Consider the following 16532-nt stretch of genomic DNA (forward strand, 5'->3'; position numbering starts at 1 on the left):
ATTATGCTCCGTCGTCATGCTGTCCGGCACTGAAGGTTTTGAGGTCGTTTTCCGGCAGGTCCGGGCTGAGCGCCCAGAACCAGCGCCCGCTGCCCGCCGCCGTATAGCTGTGCTGCGCGGCTACCCGCCAGGGGGCAGGCAGTTTTTCCGGCGCGGGTTCCAGCGCCAGAATCACCAGATGCCCTTCGCGCCGCAGGCGGGGCAGAGTCAGGTCAAGCAGTTGCCGCCAGGGCATAAAGGCCCGGCTGACGATGCAGTCCGCCTGATAGTACTGCCCCTGAAAAAAGTGTTCCACAGGTCCGCGAAACACGTGCGTGCAGGGCAGATGCGTGCGCGAAAGCACACTGGAAAGAAAAAGAGCGCGCTTTTCCCGTACTTCAACCATATAATAGGAGCCGTCAGGCCACAACATGCGCAGGGGAATGCCCGGCAGGCCGGCCCCTGCGCCGAGATCCCACGTCAGGGGCGCAGCGGGCATGGGCAGACCGGAAAGAAAGGGAGCAAGGTGAAAGCTGTCCGCCACCAGACGGGTCAGCATGTTCTGCCAGGAGTGCGGTCCCACAAGGTTCATGGCCTTGTTCCACTGGCAGAGCATCTCAAGGTATATCCCCAGAGGCTCCAGGGCTTCCTGGGGCACATCCGCGCCCGTGGACGCCACAAGCCGGGCCAGTTCCTTTCTGTCCACCATGTGCTGCTGCATGTTCTTGCAAGGCTCCTGTAGCATTGTACGTTTTAAACTGCCGTGTACCGGCGGCCAAGGCCGACTGCGCCGCCGTGCCGCTGCCGGTATTTTTCGTCCGTCCACAGGCGGCTTGAGCACAGTTTGCCTTTGAAACTGCCCTGGCGGCTGGTGAGCAGGCGTCCGCTACGGAGGCGTAAACGCAGTTTATCCGCGTGGCTCAACGCCGAATCAAGCGTACCTTACCCGTTAAAACATACACTCTTAAAGGTAAGCCGCCTTGATGGCAAAAGGCTTCGCGCCTGCGGCTGCCCGGCGTCCGGCGGCAGGCCGGGTGCATACTCATAGCGCCGCCGACCAGGACTTGCAAGCCCCGCGCCGATAACGTAAAAAAGAGGGCTTGCGGACGTGCTGCGTATATCTTGACCATTTTTACGGCGTCCGCCATTCTTTCCGGAGGATACATTCCAATGTCACAAGCCGTTTTGCTCTTTCCCGGTCAGGGTTCACAGGAAGCAGGTATGGGCCGCGATCTGGCCGAGGCCTCCACAGAGGCCATGAACCTCTGGAAACAGGCCGAGCGTGCAAGCTCCCTGCCCCTGCGCGAAATATACTGGGAGGGCGATGATGCCGCCATGAGCGACACCCGCGCCCTGCAACCGGCCCTGACCGTGGTAAACCTGAACCTCTGGAACGCTGTGGCGAATCGCGTGAAGCCTCTGGGCGCCGCCGGACACAGCCTTGGAGAATTCAGCGCCATGGCTGCGGCGGGCGTTCTTTCTCCCCAGGCCGTACTGGAACTGACCAGCCTGCGCGGCCGCCTGATGGCCGAAGCCGATCCTGACGGCAAGGGAGCCATGGCCGCCCTGCTCAAGCTTGACCTGCCCCAGGTGGAAAAAATTGTGGCCGATACGGCGGCCCAGTGCGGCGAGCTGATTATTGTAGCCAACTACAACACTCCCGCCCAGCTCGTAGTCAGCGGCACCAAAGCCGCTGTGGCCATGGCCTGCCAGAAAGCCAAGGAAATGAAAGGCCGCGGCATTGAGCTTAAGGTCAGCGGTGCTTTCCACAGCCCCCTCATGGCCGAAGCCTCCAAAGAATTCGCCCCGCAACTGCGCAAGGCCACCTGGAACAAGCCCCGCTTTGCTGTCTACTGCAACGCCCACGGCAGGGCCGTTCATGAAGGCGAAAGCGCCCTTGAGGGCCTGATGGCACAGATGACCTCGTCCGTGCAATGGATCGACACCATGCGCAATCAGTATGACAACGGCGCGCGCCGCTGGCTTGAGCTTGGTCCCAAGGCCCTGCTCGGCAAGATGGTGCCCCCCTGCCTTACCGACCGCGCCGCTGCGGACCAGCTTGACATACAGCTGGTCAACAATGCGGAACGTGCCGCAGCCCTGGCGGAATAGCAGACCGGACCGCCCGACAGCCCCTGCGCGGTCTTCCGTAGTTACCGGATTTCTGGATTTTTCAAAAATACACTGTTATGAGCCGAATCCCCGGATACACACGGGCATCGGAATGCAGAGAACTGAAACCCTGTATGTAAAGGACACGAGAGCATTATGCGCGCCATTGAAACCCTGCGCACGGCCCTGGCGGCCATTATTGAGGAAGAGGGCCTGGCCTGGCCCTCCAAGACTGTCATTGAGCCGCCGCGCGATCCCCGCCACGGCGATCTTTCGGTTAATTCGGCCATGCTGCTCGCCAGGGAAGCCAAGACCAATCCCCGTGAGCTGGCGCAAAAATTTGCCGCCAGGCTTCTGGAGCGCTGCCCCGATGTGGAAAAAGCCGAGGCTGCCGGGCCGGGTTTCTGCAACGTGACATTCAGCCAGGCCTTCTGGCGGCAGACCGTCACCGACATTGAAAGCGCGGGACAGGCCTATGGCGAAAGCCGTGAGCCGGGCCGCAGGGTGCTGCTTGAATATGTTTCGGCCAATCCCACGGGGCCGCTGCATGTGGGACACGGGCGCGGCGCTGCCGTGGGTGACAGCCTCGCCCGCCTGCTGCGCAAGGCCGGGCATCATGTGCATACCGAGTACTATATCAACGACGCGGGCCGCCAGATGCGCCTGCTGGGCCTTTCCGTGTGGCTGCGCGTGCTGGAGCTGGCCGGACGCCCCGTAGAATGGCCCGAAGACTACTACAGGGGCGATTACATCATAGACATCGCCCGCGAAATGCTCACGGCCAATCCCGCCCTGCCAGACATGCCCGCCGCCGAAGGCGAAGACCTGTGTTACGAAAAGGCCATGACCGACATTCTCAACGGCATCAAGGACGACCTGCGCGACTTTCGCGTGGAGCACCTGCGCTGGTTCTCGGAAAAAACCCTGGTGGAAACCGGGGCCGTGGACGCTGCCTTTGCCGCGCTGGGCAAATCGGGCTACACCTACGAACAGGACAATGCCTTCTGGTTCGCCACCGAGCAGTTGGGCGACGACAAAAACCGCGTACTCAAAAAATCCGACGGCAGCCTGACCTACTTCGCCTCCGACATTGCCTATCATCATGACAAGTTTGAACGCGGCTATGACTGGCTCATCGACGTGTGGGGCGCGGACCATCACGGCTATATCCCCCGCATGCGCGCGGCCATTACCGCCATGGGCAAAGAGCGCGACAGCTTTGACGTGGTGCTCATCCAGCTTGTGAACCTGCTCCGCGAGGGTCAGCCCGTGAGCATGTCCACCCGCGCGGGAACCTTTGAAACCCTGGCGGATGTCATCAAGGAAGTGGGTACAGATGCCGCCCGTTTCATGTTTCTTTCGCGCAAGAGCGACAGCCCGCTGGATTTCGACCTTGAACTTGCCAAGCAGCGCAGCCTGGACAACCCTGTTTACTACGTGCAATACGCTCATGCCCGCATCTGTGCAGTGCTGCGGCGCGCCGCCGAGCGCGGCTTCGTCCTGCCGGAAAAATCCGATGCAGCCCTGCTTGCCCCCCTGGATACGGCAGAGGACATGACCCTGCTGCGCAAGGCCGCCGCTTTTGAAGACATGCTTTTTGCAGCGGCCCAATCCCTTGGCGTACACCACGTAAGCCACTATCTGACCGAACTGGCAGGGCTGCTGCACAGCTATTATGCCAGACATCAGGTATTGCTGGCCGACGACGCGCCGCGCACCCTGGCCCGACTGGCCCTGCTGCGCTCTGTGGGACAGGTGGTGCGCAACGGCCTGGACGTTCTCGGCGTAAGCGCGCCCGAAAGCATGTAGCAGCGATGCGGCCCCACAGGGTCGCTCGCCTGCAAGGCAGCCTTGCTGTGCAACGGACAGTAAAACTGCCCGGCTGATACCGAACCTTCGGCCATCACCGCGGAATGCTGACAAATGCAGCGCAGCAGAACCTACGCCGCCCCTGCACAAAGCAGGGCTGCCGCAGACAGTGAAAAACGCTGCCAGGCGTCCTCAACCCCCTACAGCACATAGACCGGGTACAAGCCGCTGTGCCGCGCCGGACAAAAGGCGCACGACACGACGGCTGCCGGAAAAACATGTGGTCCGGCCGCCGCGCGTCAATGCCTTGCAACCGCCGCTCACAAGGAATAGAAAGGAAAAAGAATGCCTCCACCGCTTCGCAGACCCAGGCAGAAAAGCGCCCCCGCCTCAAACGACAAACGGCGCTTTACTCTCCGTTTGTCCGTCCCCATGGTCAGCCTGCTAGGGTTGGTCCTTATGGCCGCCGTGGGCTGGTCTTTCTTTATGGGCTTTATGGTGGGGCGCGGGCAAAACCCCGAACAGCGTGTGGAACAGATGACCGGCCTGCAACTGGACGGTCAGGGCAGGCAAAACGGCCTGCGTGGGCAACATGCCCCGCAAGCGGCAGAAGTAGTTGATCCCGCCGTTTCCGGCGCTCTGGCAGGGACAGGAACAGAGGCCGCAGCCAATGCGGCGTCAGCCCAGCCAGCCGGGACTCCTGCTGCCGCCGGACAGACCGGGCACCCCCCCTCCGCTGCCGAAACCGGCACACCCGCAGGCAACCAGGAAGCGGGCGCAGGCACGGACTATCCTTTTGAACGTCCCAGTGGCGAAAGTCTGGCCGCCTGGGGTATCAAACAGCCCCGTCCGGGCGCGCAAAGCGGCGAACAGGCCGCCGCGCAAGCCGCCCCCAACGCCCGGAATGCCGTCACGCCCAATACGGCTCCGGGCCAGGGAAAAGCCCCCGGCACAACGGTTGCCCAAGAACAGCTCTACGACTATGTCTTTCAGGTGGCGGCCTTTAAAGGCGAGGACGACGCCGACAGGCTGCGCAAGCGCCTTGAAGGCCGGGGGCTGCGCACACGCCTGCAAAAAAGCGGCAAGGTGCAACTGGTCATGGTCAACCTGCGCGGCACGGAACTTGACGCCGCCAACCTGCGTGAAGAACTCAAACGCATGAAGCTGGGCGCGCCCATACAGGCATCCAAAAAAGCCGTTCCCGGCAAAAGCCGCAAAACGGGCAGATGAGGAAGTCATGACGCAATCCTTTGCTCCTACAGCCTTTTTACGTCGTATAGGCAGCCCCTGCCTGCGTGCCATTGATGCCCTGGGCGGCACGGCCATTTTCTTTTTCGACGGCCTGGCCCAGATATTTGCCAGCAGAAAGATCTTTCCGCGTACAATGCAGCAACTTTACATCATCGGTTCAAAATCTTTCTTTCTTATCATGCTCATAGGGGTATTTTGCGGCATGGTGCTCGGCCTGCAGGGCTATTACACCCTGGTGCAGTTCGGCTCTGTGGGCATGCTCGGCTCTGCCGTGTCGCTGACGCTTATCCGCGAACTGGGTCCGGTGCTCACTGCCATCATGCTTACCGGGCGTGCCGGGTCATCAATGACCGCAGAAATCGGCGTCATGCGCATTACCGACCAGATCGACGCCCTGGATGTGATGGACATCAATTCGATGGGCTACCTTGTGAGTCCGCGCCTTGTGGCCTCGCTCATTGCATTTCCCCTGCTTACCGCCGTATTTGACGTCATCGGCATTATTGGCGGTTACCTCACGGGCGTACTCATGCTCGGCATCAACGAGGGAGCCTATTTTTACCGCATTGCCAGTTCCGTGACCATGACGGACGTGGCCGGGGGCTTCATAAAGTCTGTGGTTTTCGGCCTGCTGGTCACCACCATCTGCTGCCGTCAGGGGTATTACACCAACAAACGGCGCGACAGCGTTGGGCCGGAAGCCGTGGGCAATGCCACCACTTCGGCCGTGGTCATATCCTGCGTGCTGATTCTGGCCGCAGACTACGTTATCACCTCTTTCCTGCTCTGATATGCCGACGCTCAACGCCAAAGGGCCTGTCACGGTTATGGGCATAGACCCCGGTTCGCAACGCACGGGCTGGGGCGTGGTGCGCGAAGTTTCAGGCGTGTTGCAACTGGTGGACTGCGGCGTGGTGCGTACTGCTTCGGCGGGCAAGGCATTTTCAGACCGTCTGGCATGCATCTACCATGAGCTTTCCACGGTGCTAAGCCGCCTCAAGCCTGAAGAAGCTGCCATTGAACAGGTATTTACAGCCCAGAATGCGGCCAGCGCGCTCAAGCTCGGTCAGGCGCGGGGTGTGGCTGTGGCGGCCTGCGCGGCACATGGCCTCTCTATCAGCGATTACGAACCCACCCTGGTGAAAAAATCTCTGGTGGGTACGGGCCGTGCCGAAAAAGAGCAGGTAGCCTTTATGGTGCAGCGTCTGCTTAATGTCAAAAACGCCAGCTGGTCGCTGGACACTTCAGACGCTCTGGCCGTGGCTGTGTGCCACCTTACCATGCGGCGCTTCGCGGCCTTGACAGGCAAATAGCCCATATGGCTGAACACCGCCTGTATTTGGGCCGGGTCCGCCAAGATCTTTTTTGTCTCCGCCACAAAAACAGTTACGAATACACAGCCCGACCTTCGTGCAAAAACTTCAACACATTACGCGGCCGCACATCTGCCACGCAAAAAGGGCCTCGCGGCCCTTTTGTATTTTCATCTCCGGCAAAAGCAGGAAACTGGCAAATCTTTTGCTGTGCTCTGCCCGATCTGCCTGGCGGCCGGGCAATCGCGCAGGCGTCACTCCCCGGCAGAACGGTTACGCACAAAGCCGCGAGGGCTGGAGCAGAGTACCTTTAAAATGTGAAGCATTTCAAAGGTATCATTCTGCCGAAAAATAAATTTCCGGCAGAATCCACGTCGTGTTACGGCGCGCCGCACTTTTGTGCAACGTTAGCGCATCTAACTTTTCTCAAAGGTAAAATGCTCTATTCCACCACCACGGCCTTTTTGATGATGACGTTTTCCCTGGGCACGTCATCATAATACCCCTTTTTGCCGGTCATGACAGCGGCAATCTTGTCCACCACTTCCTGCCCCTTGATCACCTTGCCGAAAACAGCGTAGCCCCAGCCCTGGGGAGTCTGGCTTTTGAAGTCCAGAAAATCGTTGTCCTTGGTATTGATGAAAAACTGGGCCGTGGCCGAATGGGGTTCGCCGGTACGGGCCATGGCTATGGTGTATTTTTTGTTTTTAAGCCCATTATCCGCTTCGTTGCGGATGGCGGCGCGGGTTTCTTTCTGCTTCATGTCCGGCGTAAAACCACCGCCCTGGATCATGAAATTCTTGATGACCCGGTGAAAGATCGTGCCGTCGTAAAAGCCGGATTTGACATATTGCACAAAGTTGGCTGTGCTGATGGGAGCCTTGCGGGCGTCCAGGCGCACGACAATTTCGCCAAAGTTTGTTTCAAGCTTCACTGCCGGATCGGGCGTGGCGGCCTGGGCCGGAGTCATGAAAGGCGCGGCCATAAGGCAAAACGCCAGGGCGAGGGCGCGAAACACGACGCCGGTACGGAAAGATTTCATATGTATCTCCTTGCGCTGCTGCGGTATAAAGACCGGAAAAATCCGGCGGTGCATGAAAAACTACCATGCCCGCACGCGTCCATCAAGTTGCCACAGTTGCCGGTTAACGGAACCTGTAACAGAATTGTCACAATTGGCGCCATTATCCGGGCCAGAGAGCACTTGCTAAACCCGGCTTGTGTCATATAGTATGAACAGGAAGATAAAAAATACGGCTTGTCCGGCGGACGGAACAGGCATGAAAAAAAATGGCCCGTTGCCAGGCATTTCATGCTTTTCAGACGCACCTGTTCCGCGGGCGCTCCGGATTCAACAGTTTTTTGGAGGATAGTAATGACCAATCCCCGCAGTGTAGCGCATAGTGGCGTAAGCAGCGTTACTTCCCTTTACATGCGCCAGGTTTACCAGTGGATGACGCTGGGCCTGGGCATCACCACGGTTATGGCCTGGTTTGTTGCCAGCACGCCCGCAGTACAGCAGGTCATCTTCGGCAATTCGCTGATCATGATCGGCCTCATCGTGGCGCAGTTCGGCCTTGTCATCGCCATTTCCGCCGCAGTGCACAAAATGTCCGGCAGCACGGCCACAGGGCTGTTTCTGCTGTATTCCGCGCTGACGGGGGCAACACTGTCGTCCATCTTTGTGGTCTACCCCGTTGCCTCCATCACCAACGCCTTTCTGGTTACCACCGGAACCTTCCTGGCCATGACCGTTTACGGCACCGTGACCAAGCGCGACCTCACGGCCATGGGCAGCTTTCTGTTCATGGGCCTGATCGGCATCATTATCGCCATGGTGGTCAATATCTTCCTCAAGAGCGCCATGATGGACTTTGTGGTGAGCTGCCTTGGTGTGCTTATCTTTACCGGCCTTACGGCCTATGACACCCAGAAGCTGCGCCGGTTCGGCGAAAGCGCCCCTCTGGACGACGCCACGGCCCTGCGCCGCGGAGCCATTTTGGGCGCGCTGACCCTGTATCTGGACTTTATCAATCTTTTCCTCATGCTGCTGCGCCTTTTTGGCGGCAACCGCAACTGATTGCCGCAATTCGGGCAACAGCTGAGAGCAGGTACGCGATGGGGGGCGAAAGGCCAGGCCTTTTGCCCCTTTTTCACGCCTTGCCAGTGAACAATTTTTATGAAAAAGCAAAAAAAACTTCGCGGAACCACTACGGCTTCCGCCCCTGCCAGCGGCGGTTTTCCCTCGACTGAGGAACTGCTGCAAACCCTTGCCGCCCAAAACCGCCCCATGCGGCTGGACGGCCTTTTGCGTGTTCTGGGCCTTGCCCGGCGCGAAAGAAAAGAACTTGAAGCCGCCCTTGATGATCTGGAGCGGCAAGGCAGCGCCCTGCGGCTGCGCGGCGGCCTGTGGACGCGCCCTGAAAACCTGAAAAGCATTACGGGACGCTTCAGCGCCCTGCGCGAAGGCGCGGGCTTTGTAACCCCCATGCGGCTGGCTGCCGATGACGAACAGGAAAGCCCCCGGTGGCAGTTTTCCGGCGGCAAGGATATTTATATCCCTTCGGCCCAAAACGGCGGTGCATGGCATCAGGATCTGGTGCGCGTGGCCCTTTCACCCGGTGCGCAGCGCGGCCCTTCACCTGAAGGGCGCATCGTTGAAATAGTTGAGCGCGGCCTCAAGGAAGTACCCGCCCACGTGGTGCACCGCCACGGCAACAGCCTGTTCTGCCGCCCCGCGGACAGCAGACTGCCTGCCGATTTTAACGTGGAACTGCCCGCAGGCTCCGAAGCTCCCGCCCAGGGAACCCTTGTGCTGCTGGCCCCACTCAAGCCGCTGGCTTCAGACCTGTGGAGCGCGACACTTCTGGGCAACTACGGGCGCGAAGATGACGTGGCCGTGCAGGAAGAGCTGGTCAAGCTCAACCACGAGGTCCCTCGTGATTTTCCTGCCGGGGCACTGGCCGAGGCCGAAGCCCTGCCCGGCGAAGCCGATTTCAAGGGACGCAGGGACGTGCGTGACCTTGCCCTTGTGACCATTGACGGCGCGGACGCCCGCGACTTTGACGATGCCGTTCATGTCGAGGAGCAGCCCGGCGGCAAGGGCTGGGTCTTGCGCGTTGCCATAGCCGACGTGAGCCACTATGTGCGCCCGCGCGGGCGCGGCTGCCCCGGCGCCCTTGATGCCGAGGCCCTGTCGCGCGGCAACTCATGGTATTTCCCCCGCTCTGTGGAACCGATGCTGCCCGAAGTGCTGTCCAACGGCCTGTGCAGCCTGCGTCCCCACGTGAACCGTCTGGCCGTACTGGCCGAAATTCCCTTTACCGCTGCGGGCAAGCCCGGTAAACCGCGTTTCTCTGAAGTGGTCATGCGTTCGGCTGCCCGCCTGACCTATGATCAGGTCAAGGCCTGCATACTTGATAAGGATGAAGCCGCCCTTGCGGAGCTGCGCACCGAAGAACGCGGTGAAGAAGTGCTTGTCATGCTGGACAAGGCCTTTGCACTGTATACGGTTTTGCGCGACGTGCGCCGTCAGCGCGGCACGCTGGACTTTGACCTGCCCGAAGCCCAAAGCCGCCTGGACGACCTTGGCCGTGTGGTCTGGCTCGGCCACCGGGAGCGCAACGATGCGCACAGGCTTATCGAAGAATTCATGATCGCGGCCAACGAGGCCGTGGCCCGCCACCTGCGCGACGCGGACATTCCCTTTCTTTACCGTGTTCACCCCGACCCCGATCCCGAAAGGCTGGAAAGCCTCTTTGACACGCTGGCAGCCACAGGCATTGAAAACCTGCCGCCCAAGCCCTCGCCTGCCGCCATGCAGGGCATTCTTGCCGCTGCCCAAGGGACGCCACAGGAATTCCTCGTCAACCGCCTCTGTCTGCGCGCCATGCCCCAGGCCCGGTACATGCCGTTTAACGAAGGGCATTTTGGCCTGGCCTCCACGGCATACTGCCACTTTACCTCGCCCATCCGCCGTTATGCCGACCTGCTCACGCACAGGGCGCTCAAAATGTCGCTGGGGCTGGATTCGGGACCACTGCCTGCCGGTGAAAAGCTTTTGCGTATCGGCGACCAGATCAACCGGCGCGAGCGGGCGGCCATGGCCTGCGAACGCGAGATGGACCGCCGCCTTGGCTGCCTTGCCCTGTTGCCCCGCGTGGGCGAGCACTTCAGCGGTATTGTGGCGGGCGTGACGGACTTTGGCGTTTTTGTGGAGCTGGAAGCCATGCCCGTGGAAGGCATGATTCGCGTGGAAGACCTGGGCGATGACTGGTACGACTTTGACGCCCGCCTCATGAGCCTTGTGGGGCAACGCTCTGGCGTACAGTGGCGCATGGGCCAAAAGCTTGAGGTCGCCCTGTCTGAAGTGCATCTGGGCCGTCTTGAAATCCGCCTCATGCCGCTGGAACTGCCCAAGGGCATCGGCGGGCGCGGGGCGCGCAGTCCGCGCGGTTCGCGCGGCAGAGGCTCGCCTGCCGGCCGTGCTGCGGGCGGCCGCAAAGGCTCCAGTTCCGGCTGGAAGCTGGTTTCCCCCGGTGACGGCGAAAGCCGCGGCAGAAACGACAAGCCCGCTAAAAATGGCAAGAACGGCAAAAAGAGCGGCGCGGGCAAATCGGGCCACTCCGGTCAGCCTGGCGGTCAGTCGGCCCGCAAGGGCAAAAACGGCACGGGCACACCCGCAAAATCCGGCAGGCCCGTCAGAAGCGGTAAAAAAACAGCAGGTAAGCGCGGCTGATGGGTCTTTTGTCCGCCAAACAGCGCATGGGTGCGGCGGCCCTTATACTGGCCGCCAGCACCATCATTTCGCGCCTCATGGGCCTTGTTCGCGACAAGGTCATCTCATGGCAGTTTGGGGCGGGGAGCGAGGCGGACATGTACTTTGCCGCCTTTGTGGTACCGGACATCATCAACTACATGCTGGCCGGCGGCTTTATGTCCATCACCATCATCCCCCTGCTGTCGCGCCGATTTCAGGAGGATGAAGACGACGCCTGGAGCTTTTTTTCCTGCGTGTTCTGCTGGATGGCCGTGGCATCCCTGGCCCTGACTCTGACGGGTATGCTGGCCGCCGGGCCGCTGGCCCGCCTGATCGCCCCCGGCTTTACGCCGGAACAGTGGGACCGGCTGGCCTTTTTTATGCGTATTGTGCTGCCCGCGCAGGTCTTTTTTCTCTGCGGGGCCTGCATAACGGCCCTGCTCTTTCTACGGCGCCAGTTCCGCGTACCTGCGCTGGCCCCCATTATCTATAACGGCTGCATCATTCTTGGCGGCCTCACCCTGCCCTGGCTGGCGGGGCTGGCCCCGGTGCGCGCGGTGCTCTCCCCCGCCCTGCTGATCCATTTTGAAGGCATGACGGGGTACTGCGTGGGCGTTACCGTGGGCGCGGCCCTGGGAACTTTCGCTCTGCCTCTGGCAGCAGCCATGCAGGGTGGCATGCGCCTGCGCCCCGTGTGGCGGCATCGCCTTATGGGCAAATTTCTTGTCACCGCCCTGCCCCTCATGCTGGGGCAGACCATCATGATGCTGGACGAGCAGTTTTTGCGGGTATTCGGCTCTCTGGCCGGGGATGGCGCGGTGAGCCTGCTCAACTACGCCCGCCGCATCACGCAAGTGCCTGTGGGTCTTATGGGACAGGCTGCCGCCGTGGCATCGTATCCTTTTCTGGTCAAGCTGCTTACCGAAGGCGACAGGGAAGGCTTTGACCGCACTCTGCGCACGGCGTTGCGGGCCAGCCTGGGGCTTATTATCCCCTGCGCCCTGGTCATGATCGCCTGCGCCGGGCCGATTTTGGGCGTTATTTTCCAGGGCGGCCGCTTTGGCCCCGCAGACACCCTTGCCGCCACGCCCCTGACACAAATCATGCTGGCGGTCACGCCTTTCTGGATACTCTACATGGTGCTGGTACGGGCCTATTACGCCCACGGCGACACCATTACCCCGGCAGTCACCGGCACAATCATGACAGTGGTTTGTCTGCCCATTTACTATTACTGGGCAGTGCCGCGCGGGGCATGGGCCATTGCCGCGCTTTCCGGCGTGAGCGTGAGCCTGTATGTGCTGTGGCTTATGACCATTTGGGCGCGGCGACAGGGGCTGGGCGCTTTTACGGGCCTGGGCGGCCTTGCGCTGCGCGCCGTCGCCTGCTCCCTGCCCGGTGCGGCCGCCGCATGGTGGCTGAGCGCCCATACCCTCGGCCGCGCGGCAGATCTTGGCCTGCACCCTCTTTGGGCGGCCCTGCTGGCTCTTGGCTTGGGTGGCTGCGCCTTTATGCTGCTTTTTCTACCCTTGTGCCTGTGGCTGGCCCCGTCCATTCTGGAGCCTGTATTGCGGAGATTACGGCGAACATAACTCTGCTCCCGAGGATCCGCGCATGAACATTGAAGACGTGGTAAACTCTACAGCCAAGGCAATGCTGGATTTCTGGCTGCGGCACTGGCCGATATGTTTGCTCACTCTGTGCGCCGTGCTGGATTTCTTGGACAACAACGACTCCGTGAGCAGAATTATTTTTGCCGCGAGCTTTGTGGCTACAGTTGTTTGCCTGAAGGCATTTCGCCTTGAGCGCTGTTTCTGGATATATGTACTGGTTTTTATTGGCATTATCGCCTTCTTCTTCGCCGATATAGAATCAGATGAATTGCAGAACGCTTTACACCTGGAAACATTTAACGAAAACTTGGTATCCCGGGTCGTAGAAGCTGTACTTTGGACAGGGATAGTAGCACTGTTGTCTTCAGGAATGTATTTTTTGCGATTCAGCCATACCGTCAGTCCTGCTGCCCTTATTAAAATACCCCTGACCGTTTTTTTCATGTACGTCTTCCTGCAGCCGATTTTCATGCTCATATGGTATATTCTGGTGATGTATTCATATGGCATTCTGGGCATACCCGAATAAGGAAAACCCCGGCGGTTCTGCGTCGCCGGGGTTTTATCCTGTCAGAACGTGCAGTTAAAAGCCAATGTAAATGAGCAAGCTATTCTTAAATTATTTAAATACATACTCATGAGCAGATAACTCCAATATTTTGGCTCTGTTTTTTGCTCTATCAACATCATCCGGCTCTGACTCCGCCGCTTTCTGCATCAATACAGCAAAACTTACGGCAAGCATACCTCCTCTTACAAGGATCCGCGCATGAACATTGAAGACGTGGTAAACTCTACAGCCAGAGCCGTGCTGGATTTCTGGCTGCGGCACTGGCCGTTATGTTTGCTCACCCTATGGGCTGTAGTAAGTTTATGGGCATCTGCGAACATAAACAGCACACCTTCTGCTGTCACTAGTGCTGCTGTTGTTACTGCGAGTTTTGTGGGCACAGTCGCTTGTCTGAAAATATTTCGGCTTGAACGCTGTTTCTGGATATATATACTGGCTTTTTTGAGTTTTTTTTGGGTTTCCATTAATCCTGTTGATGCTCACAACATACAAAAATATTTACACCTTGAGTCTCTGGATTTTTTTCTTGTACGGCAAGTTACAGAGGCATTGCAGTGGACGGCCGTTGTCATACTCTTGTCAGCAGGGCTTTATCTGTTAGGGTTTCGGCATACCGTTGGTTACGCCGCCCTCATTAAAATACCCCTGACCATATTTTTCATGTGCGTGTTTTTACATGAATTTTTTCCAATTTTTGCCCTTTACATGGTAGGAAACATATTCGGCATTCTCGGCTTACACATGTAATGCAAGCTCTTCACACCCGCGCTTTGTTCAGCGCTTGCGGGTTTACCCCGCAATTGCCGCCACTTTTCCCAACCATCCAGTATACATACAAAACCCCCTTCAAATTTTCAAAGTTTCAGCCCAGGGGCTGTCTCTAAATAAATGATTTTGCGCCAAGGGCAAGGAAAAAGGCTTTTTTGCGAAAGGAGTGTACTTTTGCGGTACATGACTGGAGTAAAAAAAGCCTTTTGACGCAGCCAGTTGGACAAAAGAATTATTTAGAGACAGCCCCTAGTGGGCTTTTTGCTTTATATCTACTTGATGGGGGTCACAGTATTGGCGAGGGTTCGTCATAGAGCATAAGAAAGTTATAAATATACCCTATGTCCTTCTGCTCAAAACCTACAATCTGCGCGCTACGGTGAAGCCGTGGCGCAGGCGGGCGCGGTCCAGGCACAGATAAACCACGGCCGTGGTGTACAACGTCAAAAGTTGGCTCATAAGCAGCCCCCCCACAATGGTCACGCCCAGCGGCTGCCGGATATCCGCGCCGTCGCCTGCTCCCTGCCCGGTGCGGCCGCCGCATGGTGGCTGAGCGCCCATACCCTCGGCCGCGCGGCAGATCTTGGGCTGCACCCTCTTTGGGCGGCCCTGCTGGCTCTTGGCTTGGGTGGCTGCGCCTTTATGCTGCTTTTTCTACCCTTGTGCCTGTGGCTGGCCCCGTCCATTCTGGAGCCTGTATTGCGGAGATTACGGCGAACATAACTCTGCTCCCGAGAATTCGCGCATGAACATTGAAGACGTGGTCAACTCTACGGCCAGAGCCGTACTGGATTTCTGGCTGCGACACTGGCCAATATGTTTGCTCACCCTATGGGCTGTACTGGAATTGTGGGATATCCGGGAACCTCATTGGCACGGCTGCCATTGTCACCAGTGTCGCTGTTACCGTCACGAGTTTTGCGGGTACAGTCGCTTGCTTGAAAACATTTCGGCTTGAGCGCTGCTTCTTGGTGTACTTAACTGTTTTTATTGGTATTTTTTTGCGTATCAATGAGCAGTCCCGAGGTCAAAGCATTGCAACATAACCTCCACCTGGAAAGCCTGGATGAAGATATTGTTTGCCGGATAGCAGAAGCTGTATAGTGGACAGGCATAGTTGCATTACTGTCTTCAGGGCTTTATGTTTTGCGTTTTCGGCTTAAGGTAAGTCCCACAGCCCTTATTAAAATACCCCTGACCGTCTTTTTCATGTACGTCTTCCTGCAACCGGTTTTCATACTTATCTGGCTTATTCTAATGATGTTTACATATGGCATTCTTGGCATTCCTGTGTGAACAAAGCCCCGGAGCCATCAGAACAGCCGGGGCTTTGCCTGTTCAGTATGTATTCCTGAAAGTGAATGCAACTAGCGCAATTAACATTCAAATGATTGCTTAACGGTCGGCAAAGCCGCCCTGCAATCATTTGGCGACAAGGATTTGGAGACAAATCCTTGTAGAGCATTTCAAGTGTGAAATGCTCTAAGTGAATTACCCTATGGAAGCACCAAGGGTTTGGCCTTTGTCTCGTATTGTTTGGCTTTCTGGAGCACTCTGGCGAAATAATGTTGACAATTATTGCTAAGCAAATTGTATGGATTCCTTTCCTGCCAAGTATGAAATATTTCAATGGGGGCGTACTCCTTCTCCATTTCTGCACGCGCGCGGTCAATATACTCTTTACGGTATTTGGGCGTTTCTACCTGATAGGCGTTCAGGTTTTCTGTACTTTCTAAAAATGTCCCGCCTCAGGTAAGACCAAAATTACTGCCGTCGCTGCCCACAAAGTGCATATGGTCCCAGTGTTGACCTGTTTTTCCGACCTGCGTACCAAACCAGTCTTTAGGAACATAGGCTGAATCTAACGGCCTGACACCCATACGATAGTATGCCACTGCGGCGTCAGGTTCCGCTGTATAGGGTTTGAGCGCGGAATGATCTTTTTGTGCGTGCTTCTTGACCACATCCGCCACGCTCTCGGCGTACATGCGTTCTTCCAGAGGCGCCTCGGCTGAAACGGGCATGGGCGCGTTGAGAACAACCTGAGCCTGCCTTGCGGCCATGTCCGCCTGGGCCTTATTCGCCACAAAGGTAAACTGCCCATTTTTCAACCGTGGCTGACCTGATACGTCATGTCCTGCCTCACCACGCCTGCCGCCATAACTTCCTGCCATTTTTATCCCTCCTGTATGACAATGGTTGGTGATTTGGCGGAAGTATAGCTCAATGACAACAATGCGTAAGACTGAACTGGTTCAGTACCACTATTTGCTTGATTGATGCGGATTATTCAATGGCGAAGGGCGCTTTCAAGCGAGTTCTGATAATTTTTTATAAACAAAACATATGATTAGAAA

At 57.9% G+C, this 16532-nt stretch carries 15 protein-coding genes and 1 pseudogene; 11 read left to right on the top strand and 5 right to left on the bottom strand.

The window, feature by feature from the left end:
- Position 1: 1 nt before the first annotated feature.
- Complete coding sequence (locus ACZ495_RS07550; RefSeq protein WP_072311880.1) at positions 2-700, bottom strand: 16S rRNA (guanine(527)-N(7))-methyltransferase RsmG; 699 nt, start codon at positions 698-700, stop codon at positions 2-4.
- A 449-nt stretch (positions 701-1149) separates the two neighbouring features.
- Here ACZ495_RS07550 and ACZ495_RS07555 point away from each other — a divergent pair, with 449 nt between their 5' ends.
- The 5 genes from ACZ495_RS07555 (at position 1150) to ruvC (ending at position 6464) form a co-directional block, all read left to right on the top strand.
- Positions 1150-2091 (top strand): ACP S-malonyltransferase, encoded by a 942-nt coding sequence (locus ACZ495_RS07555; protein WP_394026141.1) that lies wholly within the window; start codon positions 1150-1152, stop codon positions 2089-2091.
- Between the two features lie 156 nt (positions 2092-2247).
- On the top strand, positions 2248-3900 hold the full coding sequence (argS, locus tag ACZ495_RS07560; protein ID WP_072311868.1) for an arginine--tRNA ligase: 1653 nt from the start codon (positions 2248-2250) through the stop codon (positions 3898-3900).
- A gap of 345 nt (positions 3901-4245) precedes the next feature.
- Positions 4246-5130, top strand: a complete 885-nt coding sequence (locus ACZ495_RS07565) for an SPOR domain-containing protein (protein ID WP_296985493.1) — start codon at positions 4246-4248, stop codon at positions 5128-5130.
- Positions 5131-5137: 7 nt separating this feature from the next.
- Positions 5138-5941, top strand: coding sequence for an MlaE family ABC transporter permease (locus ACZ495_RS07570; protein ID WP_012624374.1), 804 nt, complete (start codon positions 5138-5140; stop codon positions 5939-5941).
- Position 5942: 1 nt separating this feature from the next.
- Positions 5943-6464, top strand: coding sequence for a crossover junction endodeoxyribonuclease RuvC (gene ruvC, locus ACZ495_RS07575; RefSeq protein WP_012624373.1), 522 nt, complete (start codon positions 5943-5945; stop codon positions 6462-6464).
- 442 nt (positions 6465-6906) lie between these two features.
- Here the strand turns inward: ruvC and ACZ495_RS07580 are convergent, their stop codons facing one another.
- A complete protein-coding gene (locus ACZ495_RS07580) occupies positions 6907-7506 on the bottom strand; it encodes a peptidylprolyl isomerase (protein WP_012624372.1) in 600 nt (199 codons plus the stop codon).
- Positions 7507-7839: 333 nt separating this feature from the next.
- Between ACZ495_RS07580 and ACZ495_RS07585 the strand changes: the two genes are divergently transcribed.
- From ACZ495_RS07585 to ACZ495_RS07600, 4 genes are all read left to right on the top strand, one after another.
- Entirely contained in the window at positions 7840-8544 is a 705-nt protein-coding gene (locus ACZ495_RS07585) for a Bax inhibitor-1/YccA family protein (protein ID WP_012624371.1), read from the top strand.
- 99 nt (positions 8545-8643) lie between these two features.
- Positions 8644-11202: a ribonuclease R gene (rnr, locus tag ACZ495_RS07590; RefSeq protein WP_464262001.1), complete on the top strand. Its 2559-nt coding sequence runs from the start codon at positions 8644-8646 to the stop codon at positions 11200-11202.
- The gene (gene murJ / locus ACZ495_RS07595) at positions 11202-12815 is read left to right on the top strand and encodes a murein biosynthesis integral membrane protein MurJ (RefSeq protein ID WP_012624369.1); all 1614 of its coding nucleotides are present in this window, start codon (positions 11202-11204) and stop codon (positions 12813-12815) included. The genes rnr and murJ overlap by 1 nt, the downstream gene beginning before the upstream one ends.
- A gap of 22 nt (positions 12816-12837) precedes the next feature.
- A complete protein-coding gene (locus ACZ495_RS07600) occupies positions 12838-13365 on the top strand; it encodes a hypothetical protein (protein WP_394026152.1) in 528 nt (175 codons plus the stop codon).
- A gap of 90 nt (positions 13366-13455) precedes the next feature.
- Here ACZ495_RS07600 and ACZ495_RS07605 read toward each other — a convergent pair whose 3' ends face one another.
- Positions 13456-13581, bottom strand: a complete 126-nt coding sequence (locus ACZ495_RS07605) for a hypothetical protein (RefSeq protein WP_394026154.1) — start codon at positions 13579-13581, stop codon at positions 13456-13458.
- A 24-nt stretch (positions 13582-13605) separates the two neighbouring features.
- On the opposite strand from ACZ495_RS07605, the gene ACZ495_RS07610 reads away from it, so the two are divergent.
- On the top strand, positions 13606-14154 hold the full coding sequence (locus tag ACZ495_RS07610; RefSeq protein WP_464262002.1) for a hypothetical protein: 549 nt from the start codon (positions 13606-13608) through the stop codon (positions 14152-14154).
- A gap of 381 nt (positions 14155-14535) precedes the next feature.
- Here the strand turns inward: ACZ495_RS07610 and ACZ495_RS07615 are convergent.
- Positions 14536-14697 (bottom strand): annotated as a pseudogene (locus ACZ495_RS07615) (efflux RND transporter permease subunit); the annotation flags it as partial.
- Between ACZ495_RS07615 and ACZ495_RS07620 the strand changes: the two are divergent.
- A complete protein-coding gene (locus ACZ495_RS07620; RefSeq protein WP_464262906.1) occupies positions 14626-14898 on the top strand; it encodes a hypothetical protein in 273 nt (90 codons plus the stop codon). The pseudogene ACZ495_RS07615 and the gene ACZ495_RS07620 sit on opposite strands and share 72 nt — an antisense overlap.
- Positions 14899-15923: 1025 nt before the next feature.
- On the opposite strand, the gene ACZ495_RS07625 is transcribed toward ACZ495_RS07620, so the two are convergent.
- On the bottom strand, positions 15924-16349 hold the full coding sequence (locus ACZ495_RS07625) for a hypothetical protein (protein WP_464262003.1): 426 nt from the start codon (positions 16347-16349) through the stop codon (positions 15924-15926).
- Positions 16350-16532 lie beyond the last annotated feature (183 nt).

This window comes from Desulfovibrio sp. GTC20076 (genome assembly GCF_055385905.1).